Genomic DNA, 15,599 nt, shown 5'->3' with positions numbered 1-15,599 from the left:
CGGGAGCCGCCTAGGAGAATCGAACTCCTGACCTATTCATTACGAGTGAATCGCTCTACCGACTGAGCTAAGGCGGCCTGCCCGCACGCGGGCGGCACGAGTCTACGGCAGGCGGGCAGACTCACCCAAGTTCCTGGCCGATGGTGGCGACCATGGCGTCGACGGCGAACTTGGGCTTGACGTTGACCGCCAGCGCCTCGCGGCAGGCCAGCACGGCCTCGATGCAGCGCAGCAGTCGTTCCGGCGAGGCGTGGGCGGCGAGTGCCGCCACCCGGTCGGCCATATCGGGGTGGTTTGGCCGCACGTCGCCGGCATTCCCCGCGACCAGCAACGCATCCCGGAAGTACGTCGCCAAGTCGACCAGTGCCCGGTCCAGCGCGTCGCGCGAGGCGCGAGTCTGACGTGACTTCTGTCGTCGCTCGAGATCCTTGATCGCTCCGGTAGCGCCGCGCAACGCCGACGCGGTGCCTTTTCCGGTACCGCCGGCGCCGAGAGCCGTTCGCAGCTCTTCGGTTTCGGCTTCGGCGCGGTCGGCGGTTAGCGCTATCGCCTCGGCTTCGGCCGCTGCGACCAACTCTTCGGCGGCGGCATAAGCCCGTGACGGCACCGCGGCGTCGCGCACCAGTCCCAGCGCCCGTTCGCGCCGCTGGCGCGCCTCGGGGTCGGTCGCCAGCCGTCGCGCCCGCCCCACATGTCCACCGCTGACCGACGCAGCCCAGTTCGCCGTGTCGGCGTCCAGCCCGTCACTGTCCGCCAGGACCCGCGCGATCGCCTCCGTCGAGGGCGTCACCAGCGCGACATGCCGACACCGGGACCGCAGGGTGACCGCGATGTCCTCGGGATCCACCGATGGCGCGCACAGCAGGAACACCGTGGAAGGCGGCGGCTCCTCGACGACCTTGAGCAATGCGTTCGCGGCCCCTTCGGTCAACCGGTCGGCGTCCTCGATCACCACGATCTGCCGGCGCCCGGTGGTCGGGCGGCGCGAGGCGATCTGCACGATCGCCCGCATCTCGTCCACGCCGATGGACAGCCCTTCGGGAATGACACGTCGGACGTCGGCGTGAGTGCCCGCCATCGTCGTGGTGCACGCCCGGCAGCGCCCGCAGCCCGGCTCCCCGTCACCGGTGCATTGCAGCGCAGCCGCGAAACACAGCGCTGCGATCGAGCGCCCCGAACCCGGCGGGCCGGTAATCAGCCACGCGTGTGTCAGACTCCTTGCGTCCCCGGGGCTGTGACTCGAATCACCGCGGGCGGAGCGCGCAGCGGCGAGCAGCTCGGCTTCCACCGCCTCCTGACCTACCAGCCGCGTAAACACTCCGGACATCATCGGCAACAGTAGTGACGCCGGCTGACAGATACCGATTGGCCACCAATTCGCGACAATTCCGTGATCTTTCGGCATCTTTCGTGAACTGCGGGCGACTCGCAGCAGTGGATTTAGGTTTCCGACAAGTCCCCGCCGACCGATACGGTGGTTTGGTGGCAACGCAGGCGGCACTGCCCGGGCGGATCAGCGCGTTCGCCCGGTGGGTGGTGCGCACGCCGTGGCCGGTGTTTTCGCTCAGCATGCTGCAAGCCGATATCATCGGCGCCCTCTTCGTGCTCGGCTTCCTGCGCTACGGCCTGCCGCCCCAGGACCGCATCCAGCTACAAGACCTGCCGGTGCTGAACCTGGTGACCGTCCTAACGTCGCTGATTGCCGTCTTCCTCGCCGGCTTCGTGGTGAACGTGAAACTGCTGATGCCGGTTTTCCGCTGGCAGCGACGCGACAACCTACTCGCCGAATCCGATCCGGCCACCACCGAAGTGGCGCGCAGCCGCGCGTTGCGGATGCCCTTCTACCGCACCCTGATCAGCATGGTGTCGTGGGGCATCGGCGGCGCGATATTCATCATCGCCAGCTGGTCGGTCGCCAGATACGCCGCGCCCGTCGTCGCGGTCGCCACCGCGCTCGGTGCCACTGCGACCGCGATCATCGGCTACCTGCAGTCCGAGCGGGTGCTGCGGCCGGTGGCAGTCGCGGCCCTGCGCAGCGGCGTACCGGAAAACGTCCAGGCACCCGGCGTCATCCTGCGGCTGATGCTGGCCTGGATACTGTCCACCGGCGTACCGCTGCTCACGATCGTGCTTGCGGTGGTGGCCGACAAGGCTTCCCTGCTGCGAGCCGCGCCCGAGTCGCTGTTCGATCCCATCCTGTTGCTGGCGCTGGCGGCGCTCGGCATCGGCCTGGTCAGCACCCTGCTGGTGTCGATGTCGATCGCCGACCCGCTGCGGCAGCTGCGCTGGGCGCTATCAGAGGTCCAGCGCGGTAACTACAACGCGCACATGCAGATCTACGACGCCAGCGAACTGGGCCTGCTACAGGCCGGCTTCAACGACATGGTGCGCGACCTGTCCGAGCGGCAGCGGCTGCGCGACCTGTTCGGGCGTTACGTCGGCGAAGACGTGGCCCGTCGGGCCCTGGAGCGCGGTACCGAGCTGGGCGGTCGCGAGCGCGACGTCGCGGTGCTGTTCGTCGACCTGGTCGGCTCCACCCAGCTGGCCGCGACCAAGCCGCCTGCCGAGGTCGTCCACCTGCTCAACGAGTTCTTCCGCGTGGTGGTGGACACCGTCGGGCGACACGGCGGATTCGTCAACAAGTTCCAGGGCGACGCCGCGCTGGCGATTTTCGGGGCGCCGATCGAACACCCCGACGGCGCCGGTGCCGCGCTGGCGGCCGCGCGTGAGCTGCACGACGAACTGCTACCGGTGCTGGGTTCCGCGGAGTTCGGGATCGGGGTGTCGGCCGGCAGGGCGATCGCAGGCCATATCGGCGCCCAGGCCCGCTTCGAGTACACCGTGATCGGCGACCCGGTCAACGAGGCGGCGCGGCTCACCGAGCTGGCCAAACTCGAGGAGGGCCACGTGCTGGCGTCGGCCATCGCAGTCAGCGGCGCGCTCGACGCAGAAGCGCTGTGCTGGGACGTCGGCGAAGTCGTCGAGTTGCGCGGACGCACCGCACCGACTCAGCTGGCCCGGCCGCTGAATCTGGCGGACCCAGAAGAGGTGGCACCTGCCCGCGCCGAGCACGCATAGGGTCGGCCACTAGCTGCGCTTGGCGGCTTTCTTCGCCGGCGCCTTGCGGGCGGTCTTCCTGGCAGGTCGCTTCGCGGGGCCGCGGGCACGCCGGTCGGCCAGCAGCTCGGCGGCACGCTCGTCGGTAATCGACAGCACGTCGTCGCCCTTGCGCAGGCTGGCATTCGTCTCGCCATCGGTGACGTAGGGCCCGAACCGGCCGTCCTTGATCACCATCGGCTTGCCCGACGCCGGATCGGTGCCCAGCTCGCGTAGCGGCGGCGCCGAGGCGCTGGTCCGGCCGGAACGTTTCGGCTCCGCGTAGATCTTCAGCGCTTCGTCGAGAGTGATGGTGAATATCTGGTCTTCGGTTGCCAAAGACCGAGAATCGCTGCCGCGCTTGAGGTATGGGCCGTAACGCCCGTTCTGCGCGGTGATTTCCTCACCCGAAGCCGGGTCGGCGCCGACCACGCGGGGCAGCGACAGCAGTTTCAGGGCATCTTCGAGCGTGACGGTCTGCAGGTCCATGCTTCGCAACAGTGAACCGGTGCGCGGCTTGGGCCCCGTCGGCTTCTTGCCCTTCTTCGCACCCTGGTTGCCTTCGCCAACTTCATTGCCGTCATCGGGCTTCTCGGGCAGGACCTCGGTCACGTACGGCCCGTACCGGCCGTCCTTGGCGACGATCTCGTGGCCGGTAGCCGGATCCACGCCCAGCGAGCGCCCCTCCTGCGGGGTGGCGAACAGCTCTTCGGCCACCTCCAGCGTCAGCTCGTCGGGGGTGATCGAATCGCTCAGGTTGGCCCGCTGCGGCGTTAGCTCGCCGTCGTCATTGGACACGAAGCGTTCCAGGTAGGGGCCGTTCTTACCCACCCGAACGTAGACCGTACGGCCTTCCGCGTCGTCGAATAGCTTGATGGAGTTGACTTCTCGAGCGTCTATGCCTTCGAGATTGACGCCGACCAGCTTCTTGAGGCCACCTGAGCGGGCCACCGAATCGGGCACCCCGTGATCGCCGCCAAAGTAGAAGTTGTTGAGCCAGTTGGTGCGTTGCTCATGCCCGTTGGCGATCGCGTCGAGCTCGTCTTCCATTGCGGCGGTGAAGTCATAGTCGACGAGGCGGCCGAAATGCTGCTCGAGCAGGCCGGTGACCGCGAACGCCACCCACGACGGCACCAGCGCACTGCCCTTCTTGAACACGTAGCCGCGGTCCTGGATGGTCTTGATGATCGACGAATAGGTCGACGGCCGCCCGATACCCAGCTCCTCGAGCGCTCGGACCAGCGAGGCCTCGGTGTAGCGCGCCGGCGGGTTGGTGGCGTGCCCGTCCGGGGTCAGCTCGATCGCGTCCAGCCGCTGGCCCCGGGTGAGATGGGGCAGCCGGCGCTCGGCATCGTCGGCCTCGCCGCCGGCCAGCTCGTCCACGGTTTCCACGTAGGCCTTGAGGAACCCGGGGAAGGTGAGCGTGCGGCCGGATGCGGAGAACACCACCGGCTGCTCCCCGGACATACCCTCGATACGCAGGCTCAGGGTGGTGCCGCGCGCGTCAGCCATCTGCGAGGCCACCGTGCGCTGCCAGATCAGCTCGTAGAGCCGGAAATCGTCGCCGTCCAGTTCGCGACGCACCGCATCCGGGGTGGCGAACGTCTCCCCGGCCGGCCGGATGCCCTCGTGTGCCTCCTGCGCGTTTTTCACCTTGCGGGTGTACTGACGCGGCGACGGGGACACGTACTCCGCGCCGTAGAGCTGACGCGCCTGATTGCGTGCGGCGTTGATAGCCGACTCCGACAGCGTGGTCGAGTCGGTACGCATGTAGGTGATGTAGCCGTTCTCGTATAGCCGCTGGGCGATGCTCATCGTCCGCTCCGAGGAGAACCGCAACTTACGGCCGGCTTCCTGTTGCAGCGTCGAGGTCATGAACGGCGGATACGGACGACGGGTGTAGGGCTTCTCCTCTGCCGACGCCACGGTCAGCTGCGCGCCGCGCAAACCGGCGGCCAGCTCGGTCGCGCGGGCTTCGTCCAGCACAGTGACCTCTGCGACCTCGCGGCCTCTGCGCAACGCACCCTGCGAGTCGAAATCGCGACCGGTGGCCACGCGCAGCCCGTCCACACTGGTCAGCCGGGCGTTGAAGGTAGGCGGCTGCGCCTCGGGATCGGACACGCTGGCGTCCAGCCTGGCGAGAATGTCCCAGTACGCGGCGCTGCGGAACGCCATGCGGTCGCGTTCCCGCTGCACGATGATGCGGGTGGCCACCGACTGCACCCGGCCGGCCGACAGCTTGGGCGCGACCTTCTTCCACAGCACCGGGCTGACCTCGTAGCCGTACAGCCGGTCCAGGATGCGGCGGGTCTCCTGCGCGTCGACCAGGTCGATGTCCAGGTCGCGGGGATTTTCGGCAGCCTCGAGGATCGCTGGCTCGGTGATCTCGTGGAAAACCATCCGTTTGACCGGTATGCGCGGTTTCAGGGTCTCCATCAGGTGCCAGGCGATCGCTTCGCCCTCACGGTCGCCATCCGTGGCCAGGTAGAGCTCGTCGACTCCCTTGAGCAGGCCCTTCAGCTCGGTGACGGTGCTTTTTTTCTCGGGGCTGATGATGTAGAGCGGTTCGAAGTCGGCATCGACGTTGACGCCAAGCCTGGCCCACGGCTCGGACTTGAACTTGGCGGGCACGTCGGCCGCGGCTCGTGGCAGGTCGCGGATATGGCCTCGCGACGACTCGACGATGTAGGCGGAGCCCAGGTAGCCGGCCAGTTTGCGCGCCTTCGTCGGCGACTCGACAATGACAAGTCGCCGCGGGCTCCCATTTCGGCCGCTGCCTTGAGTATTCGGGTCAGCCAACTGCGCTTACGCTCCATCTCTATATTTCGGCCCCCGACGGGACCGCCCAGTAAGAAGGATGACCGTCGGGCCCGAAGTCCGCCTGCAATTGAGGCGATCCGGGTCCGTCGGCGTCCCTCCGCCAGCGGGCACCTGACAATTTCGCACCCTTGGGCGGGCCCGCGCAAACTGGGTGCAATCCAACTTCTTAGAACGCAGACCCCGGCGGGCCGCTAAACCCGGGGCCACTGCGACAACGCGTCCGCGCCGTCAGGCGGTTCCCCCACGTTCTCTACCAGGCGCGATAGCCTGCGTCGGCCGCTAATCCGCAGTGCCGGCCGACCGCCGCGGGTGCCAATCAACGTGGGTGCGATACCGACCCGCATCAGAGCCGACGCGAGCGGCGAATGGGTGTCCGGCGCGTGTGGATCCAGACCCAGCAGGTAGCGGTCGGCCTCGGGGCTTCCGGCGGCCAGGGTCCACGCCCGCAGTTCGCGCGGCCCCGGCAGCCAGCGCGGGGGCACCGTCTTGACCGCGCCACGCGTCCATTCGGCGGCGATGGTGCGCAACAGCGCGCTCACTTCCGTCCTGACCAGCGGGGTGTCTTCCTCGGTACGGGTGATCTCGGGTCGCAAACCGGCTTCGCGGATCATCTCGGCCAGCGCCTCTGCCCGCCAGGGCTGATCCACCACCACCGACAACCGGGCGCCCTGAATATCGCCGTTGCTGACGATCACTATCTGGCCTGTGGCCGCCAGCACCCCGGCAAGATCGGCGACCGCGGGCGGTACCGATTCTGCGGTGAAGAAGGAAAGCTGGCTCACGTCACCGACAGTAGGCCAGCGAGCCGATCCGCGGCTTGAAGTATTCGGCGCGGCGGTTGGTGGCGAGCAGACACAAAAGCCCCTGTCTTGGCCCGCTACCGGGTGCTTTTGCGTCTGCTCGCCACCATCGGGCGACCACCGGCCCAAACGAAAACCCCCCGGACTGCACCGGGGGGTCTCGTCAGCTTCTGCTCTCTTAGACGGAGCGGACGCCGGTGGCCTGGGGGCCCTTAGGGCTATGGCCGATCTCGAACTCGACCTTCTGGTTTTCTTCGAGGGTGCGGAAGCCCGAACCCTGGATCTCCGTGTAGTGGACAAAAACGTCTGCGGAACCATCTTCGGGGGCGATGAAGCCAAACCCCTTCTCCGCGTTGAACCACTTCACAGTTCCCTGTGGCATTTCTCGATCTTTCCTTTTCTTCTGGGTGCGGGGCACCCTTTCGATGCCCCGGGCCAGCTACGACCGCCATACCTTCGCGGAGTCGCCGGAACTTCACCCGACCGATAACCTCGCAGGAACCGCGGCCGCAACGTCGATCCTGCGAAAGTTTGACACGAACACAGAAGCTGCGACCGGCATCAGTCAACCATGTTCGGCGCGTCGGCGACAGCACCTTGGTCGCCGGAGGGCCGGTGAATTTACGTCAGCGTCACTCCGACACCCCGGCTGGCGACGTCGCAGAGAGGTACGGAATGGCGAGTTTCGGCAGCGAACTGCTGACCGTCGCGCTCGCCGGCACCCCGGCGGGCGAGCGCCCGCTGCGCCATGTCGCCGAACTGCCGGCGAGTAGCGGCCAGCCCCGCTCGTGGCCGGAGTGGGCCGAGCCCGCCGTAATTCGCGCGTTCGCCGACCGCGGCATCGTCGCTCCCTGGTCGCACCAGTTGGAGGCCGCCGAGCTGGCGCACGCCGGCCGTCATGTGGTGGTGAGCACCGGTACCGCATCGGGAAAATCATTGGCCTACCAACTTCCGGTCCTCAACGCGCTGGTGACCGACCCCGCGGCCCGGGTTCTGTACCTGTCGCCGACGAAGGCGCTCGGCCACGATCAACTGCGCGCCGCACATGCTCTGACCGCCGCCGTGCCGCAGCTGGCCTCCGGAAGTTTCCCAGTGGCGCCCTCGGCCTACGACGGCGACAGTCCCGCCGAAGTGCGCCGCTTTGCGCGCGAACACTCCCGATGGCTGTTTTCCAACCCCGACATGGTCCATTTGTCGGTACTGCGCAACCATGCGCGCTGGGCGGTGCTATTGCGCCGTCTTCGCTACCTGGTTGTCGACGAATGTCACTACTACCGCGGTGTTTTCGGCTCCAACGTGGCGATGGTGCTGCGTCGCCTGCTGCGGTTGTGCGCCCGCTATTCGGCCGAACCGACTGTCATCTTCGCCAGTGCGACGACGGCGTCACCGGGAGCGACGGCCGCCGAGCTGATCGGCCGGCCCGTCGTAGAGGTAACCGAGGACGGGTCTCCGCAAGGGGCACGCACCGTGGCGCTTTGGGAGCCGGCGCTGCGCACCGACCTGACCGGTGAGAACGGCGCCCCGGTGCGGCGATCCGCGGGCGCCGAGGCCGCGCGGGTGATGGCCGACCTGATCGTCGAAGGAGCGCAGACCCTGACGTTCGTCCGGTCGCGGCGCGCCGCGGAGTTGACCGCGCTGGGTGCCCAGGCCCGCTTGGACGACCTCGCCCCGGGGCTGTCGGACCGGGTCGCGTCCTATCGGGCCGGCTACCTCGCCGAGGACCGCACCGCACTTGAGCACGCGCTGGCCGAGGGCAGGCTGCGCGGTCTGGCCACGACCAATGCCCTGGAACTTGGTGTCGACATCGCCGGGCTGGACGCGGTGGTGCTCGCGGGGTTTCCCGGCACTGTCGCGTCGTTCTGGCAGCAGGCCGGCCGGTCTGGGCGGCGGGGCCAGGGCGCGCTGGTGATGCTGATTGCCCGCGACGACCCGCTGGACACGTATCTGGTGCACCATCCGGCGGCGCTGCTGGACAAACCGGTCGAGCGGTCCGTGATCGATCCGGGTAATCCCTACCTGCTCGGACCGCAGCTGCTGTGTGCGGCGACCGAATTACCCCTGGACGACGCCGAGGTTCGGTCGCTGGGCGCAGAGCAGGTAGCCGAGGGTCTGGTCGACGACGGGCTACTGCGGCGGCGCAACGGCAAATACTTCCCCGCGCCCGGCCTCGAACCGCACGCCGCGGTGGACATCCGCGGTTCGACCGGCGAGCAGATCATGATCGTGGAAGCGGGCACCGGACGGCTGCTGGGCAGCGCCGGAGCCGGCCAGGCTCCGGCCACGGTCCATGCCGGGGCGGTGTACCTGCACCAGGGCGAGAGCTATGTCGTCGACTCGCTGGATCTCGACGACGGCATCGCTTTCGTGCACGCCGACGATCCCGGCTACGCGACGTTCGCGCGGGAAATCACCGACATCTCGGTCACCGGTATTGGCGACCGGTCGCGGTTCGGGGCCGTCGCGCTGGGGCTGGTGCCGGTGACCGTCACCCACCAAGTCGTCGGCTATCTGCGCCGCAGGCTCACCGGGGAGGTGATCGACTTCATCGATTTGGACATGCCCCAACACACGTTGCCCACCACTGCGGTCATGTACACCATCGCGCCGGAGGCGTTGTCGCATAACGGTATTGAGGCACCGCGGATCCCCGGGTCGTTGCACGCCGCCGAGCATGCGGCCATCGGACTGTTGCCCCTGGTGGCCAGCTGCGACCGCGGCGACATCGGCGGAATGTCCACCGCTATCGGCCCCGACGGTCTGCCCAGTGTCTTCGTCTACGACGGCTATCCGGGCGGGGCGGGATTCGCCGAACGTGGCTTCTGCCAGGCCCACACCTGGCTGAGTGCCACCGCCGCGGCCATCGAGGCATGCGAATGCCCCAGCGGGTGCCCGTCGTGTGTGCAGTCGCCGAAGTGCGGCAATGGCAACGACCCGCTAGACAAGGCGGGCGCTGTGCAGGTGCTGCGGTTGGTGCTCGCGGAACTGGCCGGCGAGCCAAGCTGAGCAATCCAGCGGAGGCGACCGACCCCTCGACGGTCGACTTCCACGGATCCGCTCAAATGGATTAGCGTTGTGACGATTGCCACACCGCGTACGAACGGTCGGACAACGCGATCCGCTCGTAAGCCCGACAATGCGGGTGCAGAGGAAAATTACCTGGTTCGAAGCGGTCTGCGCAAATTTTTCGCGGCGCAGGTCCCGGCTCTCCCGGTATTTCAACGAGACGCCGGGCGGCCCGTAAACTTGGCCGCATGGCCCACGACTGGCTGCTCGTGGAGACGCTGGGCGACGAGCCCGCCGTGGTAGCGCAGGGACGTCAACCAAAAAACCTCGTTCCGATCACCACGTTCCTGCGTCGCAGTCCCTACCTCTCCGCGGTCCGGACGGCGATCGCCGAGTCACTACAGACCGGCCAGAGCCTGAGCAGCATCACCCCCAAAAGCGACCGCGTCATTCGCACCGAACCGGTGCTGATGTCCGACGGCCGCATGCACGGCGTGCATGTCTGGAGCGGACCCGCCGGGACTGAGCCGCCCGAGCGGCCGGTCCCAGGCCCGCTCAAGTGGGATCTGACCCTGGGCATGGCCACCGATACTCCGGAGTCGCTGGCCAACAGCGGCAAAGATCCCGCGGTCGAGGCCACTCATGGCAGGGCCTTCGCGGAGGATCTGCCGTCGCGCGATCTCAATCCCAACGAGAGCAAGGTGCTCGCGTTGGCCATCAGGGCCGAACCAGGTCAAACTTTGTGCAGCAGTTGGGATGTCACCGATTGGCAGGGCAAACCAATCCGGGTGGGCTTCGTCGCACGCAATGCCGTGGAACCGGGCCCCGACGGTAGCGACCACCTGATCTCGCGCGGCATGAACTGGCGCGGCGAACTCGAAGGCGGGCCGGTGCCAGTCGATCGTCTGGCGCAGCAGATCCTCAACGGGCTGGCCCAGCCAGGGGTGCACCGGGCCTTGGTCGATCTCAACAACTGGACCCTCCTGAAATGGCTCGACGACCCCTGCCCGTTCTATGACTGGCGCGGCAGCGACCCCGACCGGCCCCGGGTGCATCCCGAAGACGAGCACCTGAAGTCGTCCATGACTTCGGAATTCGTCAACGGGGCTACCGCCCGCGTGCTGCGCCTGCCCGGAGAACCGGGCATATGGGTGCCGATGCATGTCACGGTCAACCGGGTGGAGCTCGAGCCGGATACGTTCGCCGGATTGCTTTCATTGCGTCGGCCTACCGATGAAGAACTCGCCGATGCGGGCCTCCCTCGAGGCGCGGACGACGCCTGACGCCACAGCGGTCTGACTCGCCACCGGTCCGGCCCGGGCGGCCGCCTGCGCCGTACCGGTGAAGGCGACCGGCACCCGGACCGTGATCAGCACGTCGAGGCCGTCCACCCGGCATTCAGCGTGGTCGACACGCATGTTCCGGGCCACCGCCGTCGCGCGGGCGCAGGCCACGGCGACGCCGGACGGCAGTCGCGCCGCTGCGGCCAGCGCGGCCAGATCGGCCGCCGCTTGCGCGCGGTGCCGCGCCACCGTGACCGAGCCGAGGTATGCACCGGCGCCGGTGACGAACAGCAGCACAGCGACCATCGCGGCCGCGATCACGGTGGCCGAGCCGCGATCCCCCCCGGTCATCCCGACGGCTCTGCCGCCGAGACTGCTCTGCCCGCAATGTCCAACGCGGGCAACAGCTTCGACTGCGCCACGACCGTGGCGACCAGGAAGTCGCCGTTGCGCTGTACGCGGACCTGCGCTCCGGCCGGCGCGATCCGCCGCGCGGCGGCGACCCCCGCGCGTTCGTCGCCGCGGGCGGCCATTCGGGCCGCTTCGCGGGCGGCATCGATACAGCGAAGCTGCATCGAGACCGCGGTGATCCCCGCCAGGCACAGCACCAGCACCACCACCAATGTGGCGACCCCCAGAGCCGCTTCAACGGTGCTCGTACCGACACTCGAAGCTAGACCTTGGTGTTGAGTGCACGGCCGATGATGTTGGTCAGCGCCGACACGACGGAGTGACCGGTGACGACGGAGTAGAGGATCGCGCCGAAGGCCGCGGCCGCGATCGTGCCGATGGCGTACTCGGCTGTGTAGGTTTACACCCGTGATTCCAGCAGACATCCTTGAGAAACTGACAACTTCGCTCGCCCGTTGGGACGGGCGTGGCCCCAGCGATGATGACACGCTCCGCGCTGGCCAAGAGATGGCCACGGCGGTAATGGCCCTGCTCGTCTGGGACTCTCAGCAGTGAGGGCATTGATCGTTGTCCGGTTGTCCCGCGTCACTGACGCTACAACCTCCCCTGAGCGGCAGTTACAAGCCTGCCGTGAGCTGTGCGCTCAGCGCGGTTACGAGGTAGTCGGGATCGCTGAGGATCTCGACGTGTCAGCCGGGGCTACGTCCCCGTTCAATCGTCCCCAGCTTGGCGACTGGCTGACCAACCGGCTCGGAGAGTTCGACGTTCTGGTGTTCTACCGGATGGACCGGATAGTCCGCAGGCTGCTGGATCTCGCAGACCTAATCCGTTGGTGCCAAGAGCATTCCGTCTCGGTCGTGAGCGCAACCGAACAGTTCCTCGACCTCACGGCTCCGTTTGGGGACATCATCGCGCTACTCGTCGCGAAGGTGGCTGAGATGGAACTGGCCGCGATCAGCGACCGCAACGCTTCGGCTGCCCAGTACAACATCAAGACTGGCAAGTACCGAGGTGGCATCCCACCATGGGGCTACCTTCCCCGGCGCGACGACAGCGGCGATTGGCGGCTGGTCCAAGACCCCGAGCAAGTCGAGGTGATCCGCGAGGTAGTCGAGCGCGTGCTGGCCGGTGAGCCGCTGCGGTCGGTGGCACACGATCTGACGGGCCGGAAGATCCTGACTCCGAGGGATCGGTTTGCACAGTGGCAGGGCCGAGAGGTCAAGGGTTACGAGTGGCACTCCAGTCCGCTGAAGCGGTCTCTGACGAGCCCGACGCTGCTAGGGCAGGTCGTGGCAAGGGAGCCGCTGACGGACGCTCAGGGGCGCGTCAAGCGTGACGCCAAGGGCCGCAAGGTGTTCGGACCCGAGACCGTTGTTCGCAACGACGACGGTTCGCCCGTCGTCCGGTCTGAGCCGATCGTCACCCGCGAGGTGTTCGACCGGCTCGGCGTAGAGCTGGCCGACCGGGAGAACCGGAAGGAACCGACCAAGCGCAGCACCGGCCTCTTGCTTCAGGTGGTCCACTGCGGAGTCTGCGGTCGACCGGCCTACCGACAGAAGGGCGGCGTAGGCCGCAAGCCCCGTTACCGGTGCGCCTCGGCCCAGTATCGGGAGTCCTGCGGCAACAAGTCGATACCGCTGGAGTATGCGGACGAGACGGTCGAGAGCCTGATACTCGGGCTGCTCGGTGAGTCCGTGCGCCTAGAGCGTCTGTGGGACAAGGGTTCTGATCACTCGGCAGAGCTTGCCGAGATCAATGACACCCTGGCCGACCTGACCGGCCTGCTCGGCACCGGCCCGTACAAGGCCGGTACGCCTCAGCGCGTCAAGTTGAACGAGCGCATTCAGGCGCTGGCCGCCCGCCAGGCCGAGCTGTCGACCGAGACGGTCAAGCCGTCTGGCTGGAGGTGGCAGCCGACCGGGGAGAAGTTCGCCGACTGGTGGGACCGCCAGGACGTGACGGCGCGGAACGTCTGGCTGCGGTCGATGGGCGTCACGCTCGGGTTCGTCTACTCACTCGAAGGAAAGGGGCCGACGCTGAACCTGGACCCCGGAGACCTCGAAACGCTGACCCAGCAGTTGGAGGCCAGCGGGCCAGCGGCCGCTTTACGGGAGACATTCGAATCTATGAAGGAGAACGGCATCGCTGGTATCGAATTGTCCCGTGGCAAAAGGATATTCGTCCTCACGGACGGTCGGAGGATCGACGCATCCGACCTCGATCTGAGCGGAGTCTGACCGCTACCCGTAGCGCAGTAGCTCGAGTTCCCAGCGCACAAGGTCGAGCGCCGCTCGTACGGCGGGGTCATCGGGGTCGAGCCCTTCGGCTCGGATCGCTTCGCATTCGTCGTCGTCCACACAGGGTTAGACGCAGTTGGGTTGCACCCGGTTCCGTCCCGAGTGCAATTTGGTACGCGTGCGAGGCAAAATCACAGTCGTGGGTGAGGCCGGCTGGGTAAAGACTGACTGGAGCGGACAGCTCGGCGGTCGGCGGTCGAAGGACACAAAGCCAGAGGTGCTGTTGCGGCAGGCGCTCCATCGCGAGGGGGCACGTTTCCGCCTCCACCGACGACTTGGCAAGGGCTGTAGTCCTGATCTCGTTCTCCCGCGTCGTCGACTGGCGGTCTTCGTTGACGGCGACTTTTGGCATGGCTGTCCGCGCCACTGTCCGGATCGGAAACCGACTGGCCCGAACGCGGCGATGTGGCAGGCTAAGTTTTCGGCCACCCGCGCCAGGGACGCCAAGGCCACCGCGATGGCTCAGGAACTGGGATGGACAGTGGTTCGCTTGTGGGAGTGCGAGGTCATCGAAGACCCCCAAGCCGCCGCTCGTCGTGTGCTTGACGCGTCCAACCTCTGACCAGTTACTGAACGCTCGCCATGCGCTGGTCGAGGAACGCAAGAAACCGAACGACGAGCGGTACGGGCGTTGTAGGGACGTACAGCTCACGAACTGACCGATGCACCTTCGGCGAGTCGACTGCGACGGCATAGATCGTGGCAGCGGCGTAGATGTCCTCGGCGGCCGTGCCCTCAATCGACAGAGTGTGCACCTCAAAATCGACTCGGGGTGCACCGAGGAAGTGCTCCAGCAGAAGCTGCATGATGTTCGCTTCGTAAAGCGGTTGATACAGCCGATCGCTTCGCAGGCTTCGCTTAGCTGCGATCGCCAGAATCAATTCTCCCGGTTCGATCCGTCCGGCTAATTTGGTGTAGGCAGAGGTCAGGACCACCTGCTGCGGAGTTTTGAGATTGTCGACTGCGGTGCGCCAACTGTTGTCCGACCGGGCCTCATCGTCTGGCAGAACCACCACCGCAATGTCCGGAGTGCTCGTCGGAATCGTCAGACCTTTCTCCCCGAGGGGTGCCCGCACATCTTCGATCGCTTGCTGCGCCTTTGCGTTGAGCAAGCCCACCCAGTCATAACCTCGAGGCAGGTTCAGGACAGCGACCTGTCGAGAAGAGAGCGGCGACGTTGTCGGTTTGCTGTAGCCGGAACCACTTTTCCACTTGCCGGTTGTCATGTAGGTGTTCCACATCGCAGCTGCGTTCCACAGCATCGCGGTGGTGATCGTCTCGTACAGGTCGCCAAGAACTTTCGCCTTGGCGTTACCCGACACCTCGTAGTCCTGCTCGAAGCGAAGCCAACCCTCCGCGTTTGCGTTTTCAATCCCTCGCTGAACGAGGTCGTGCACGGCGGTCGTGTTGTACACGTGGCTGCTTGAAAACCCGGGAACCCACTGGTCGAACGTGTAGCTCAAGATGTTCTGCGTCATCAGCCGAAACTTGGTGTCGCGGCCCCTAATCGGCTCGTTCCGGAGGTCCTTGACGAGCTGTTCAGAGGGTGCAAGGGCGTTGGTGGTCACCTTGCTGAACAGGTAAGGCATCTATGCCAACTCCTCGGCTCGCCTGATCAGATCGCTGAGCTGGACGCCGAGAGCAGCCGCCAGACGCGTCATTGAATCGAGCGTCGGGTTTTTGGTTCCCCTCTCGACCCCGCTGACGTAGGTGCGATCGAGACCGGCCAGCTCTGACAGGCGTTCCTGCGAAATGCCGCGGATCGACCTGGCCTCTCGAATCGCGAGGCCCAGTTCGGATGCCAACCCGCCGTTCGGCACATGGGGAAGGTAGATGGAAGTGGTCTATAAGCCCACGGTCTATAGTCAACATCCGCCGGTCGATCGGCG

The 15,599-nt window shown here is 66.7% G+C and carries 13 protein-coding genes, 1 tRNA gene and 1 pseudogene; 5 read left to right on the top strand and 10 right to left on the bottom strand.

Translation table 11 applies throughout. From position 1 onward, the window contains the following. Positions 1–4 precede the first annotated feature (4 nt). Positions 5–77, bottom strand: a tRNA-Thr gene (locus AC5Y21_RS09785). Between the two features lie 44 nt (positions 78–121). Next, positions 122–1,327, bottom strand: coding sequence for a DNA polymerase III subunit delta' (locus AC5Y21_RS09780; protein ID WP_499911737.1), 1,206 nt, complete (start codon positions 1,325–1,327; stop codon positions 122–124). Between the two features lie 107 nt (positions 1,328–1,434). Here AC5Y21_RS09780 and AC5Y21_RS09775 point away from each other — a divergent pair, with 107 nt between their 5' ends. Continuing rightward, entirely contained in the window at positions 1,435–3,078 is a 1,644-nt protein-coding gene (locus tag AC5Y21_RS09775; RefSeq protein WP_499911736.1) for an adenylate/guanylate cyclase domain-containing protein, read from the top strand. Positions 3,079–3,087: 9 nt separating this feature from the next. Here the strand turns inward: AC5Y21_RS09775 and topA are convergent, their stop codons facing one another. From topA to cspA, 3 genes are all read right to left on the bottom strand, one after another. Continuing rightward, complete coding sequence (gene topA / locus AC5Y21_RS09770; protein WP_499911734.1) at positions 3,088–5,895, bottom strand: type I DNA topoisomerase; 2,808 nt, start codon at positions 5,893–5,895, stop codon at positions 3,088–3,090. A 212-nt stretch (positions 5,896–6,107) separates the two neighbouring features. Then, entirely contained in the window at positions 6,108–6,698 is a 591-nt protein-coding gene (locus AC5Y21_RS09765; RefSeq protein WP_499911733.1) for a hypothetical protein, read from the bottom strand. A gap of 196 nt (positions 6,699–6,894) precedes the next feature. Beyond that, entirely contained in the window at positions 6,895–7,098 is a 204-nt protein-coding gene (gene cspA / locus AC5Y21_RS09760) for a cold shock protein CspA (RefSeq protein ID WP_007166602.1), read from the bottom strand. 293 nt (positions 7,099–7,391) lie between these two features. Here cspA and AC5Y21_RS09755 point away from each other — a divergent pair, with 293 nt between their 5' ends. Further along, a complete protein-coding gene (locus tag AC5Y21_RS09755) occupies positions 7,392–9,719 on the top strand; it encodes a DEAD/DEAH box helicase (RefSeq protein WP_499911811.1) in 2,328 nt (775 codons plus the stop codon). A gap of 248 nt (positions 9,720–9,967) precedes the next feature. Beyond that, positions 9,968–11,002, top strand: coding sequence for a PAS domain-containing protein (locus AC5Y21_RS09750; RefSeq protein ID WP_499911732.1), 1,035 nt, complete (start codon positions 9,968–9,970; stop codon positions 11,000–11,002). Here the strand turns inward: AC5Y21_RS09750 and AC5Y21_RS09745 are convergent. The 3 genes and pseudogenes from AC5Y21_RS09745 to AC5Y21_RS09735 form a co-directional block, all read right to left on the bottom strand. Then, positions 10,934–11,353, bottom strand: coding sequence for an Rv3654c family TadE-like protein (locus AC5Y21_RS09745; RefSeq protein WP_499911730.1), 420 nt, complete (start codon positions 11,351–11,353; stop codon positions 10,934–10,936). The two genes, AC5Y21_RS09750 and AC5Y21_RS09745, sit on opposite strands and share 69 nt — an antisense overlap. Further along, the gene (locus AC5Y21_RS09740; protein ID WP_499911809.1) at positions 11,350–11,640 is read right to left on the bottom strand and encodes a TadE family type IV pilus minor pilin; all 291 of its coding nucleotides are present in this window, start codon (positions 11,638–11,640) and stop codon (positions 11,350–11,352) included. The genes AC5Y21_RS09745 and AC5Y21_RS09740 overlap by 4 nt, the downstream gene beginning before the upstream one ends. Before the next feature lie 35 nt (positions 11,641–11,675). Continuing rightward, positions 11,676–11,807: pseudogene (locus AC5Y21_RS09735) on the bottom strand (DUF4244 domain-containing protein); the annotation flags it as partial. Positions 11,808–11,949: 142 nt separating this feature from the next. Here AC5Y21_RS09735 and AC5Y21_RS09730 point away from each other — a divergent pair. Together AC5Y21_RS09730 and AC5Y21_RS09725 are read left to right on the top strand one after the other, a co-directional pair. Then, positions 11,950–13,650: a recombinase family protein gene (locus AC5Y21_RS09730; RefSeq protein WP_499911807.1), complete on the top strand. Its 1,701-nt coding sequence runs from the start codon at positions 11,950–11,952 to the stop codon at positions 13,648–13,650. A gap of 178 nt (positions 13,651–13,828) precedes the next feature. Continuing rightward, positions 13,829–14,272 carry a very short patch repair endonuclease gene (locus AC5Y21_RS09725; RefSeq protein ID WP_499911728.1) on the top strand — a complete coding sequence of 148 codons (444 nt, stop codon included), beginning with the start codon at positions 13,829–13,831 and terminating at the stop codon, positions 14,270–14,272. Between the two features lie 4 nt (positions 14,273–14,276). Here the strand turns inward: AC5Y21_RS09725 and AC5Y21_RS09720 are convergent, their stop codons facing one another. Together AC5Y21_RS09720 and AC5Y21_RS09715 are read right to left on the bottom strand one after the other, a co-directional pair. After that, the gene (locus AC5Y21_RS09720; RefSeq protein ID WP_499911726.1) at positions 14,277–15,299 is read right to left on the bottom strand and encodes a Cfr10I/Bse634I family restriction endonuclease; all 1,023 of its coding nucleotides are present in this window, start codon (positions 15,297–15,299) and stop codon (positions 14,277–14,279) included. Beyond that, positions 15,300–15,530 carry a helix-turn-helix domain-containing protein gene (locus tag AC5Y21_RS09715; protein WP_499911724.1) on the bottom strand — a complete coding sequence of 77 codons (231 nt, stop codon included), beginning with the start codon at positions 15,528–15,530 and terminating at the stop codon, positions 15,300–15,302. Between the last annotated feature and the right edge of the window lie 69 nt (positions 15,531–15,599).

This window comes from Mycobacterium sp. NGS41, from assembly GCF_059812725.1.
Note: the sequence above shows the minus strand (reverse complement) of the source record. Positions and strands in the feature narration are given on the sequence as shown.

What these genes read in the sequence shown, in the direction of transcription:
- AC5Y21_RS09780 (WP_499911737.1), bottom strand. Translation starts at nt 1,327, where the DNA reads ATGTCCGGAGTGTTTACGCGGCTGGTAGGTCAGGAGGCGGTGGAAGCC.
- cspA (WP_007166602.1), bottom strand. Translation starts at nt 7,098, where the DNA reads ATGCCACAGGGAACTGTGAAGTGGTTCAACGCGGAGAAGGGGTTTGGC.
- AC5Y21_RS09755 (WP_499911811.1), top strand. Translation starts at nt 7,392, where the DNA reads ATGGCGAGTTTCGGCAGCGAACTGCTGACCGTCGCGCTCGCCGGCACC.
- AC5Y21_RS09750 (WP_499911732.1), top strand. Translation starts at nt 9,968, where the DNA reads ATGGCCCACGACTGGCTGCTCGTGGAGACGCTGGGCGACGAGCCCGCC.
- AC5Y21_RS09745 (WP_499911730.1), bottom strand. Translation starts at nt 11,353, where the DNA reads ATGACCGGGGGGGATCGCGGCTCGGCCACCGTGATCGCGGCCGCGATG.
- AC5Y21_RS09720 (WP_499911726.1), bottom strand. Translation starts at nt 15,299, where the DNA reads ATGCCTTACCTGTTCAGCAAGGTGACCACCAACGCCCTTGCACCCTCT.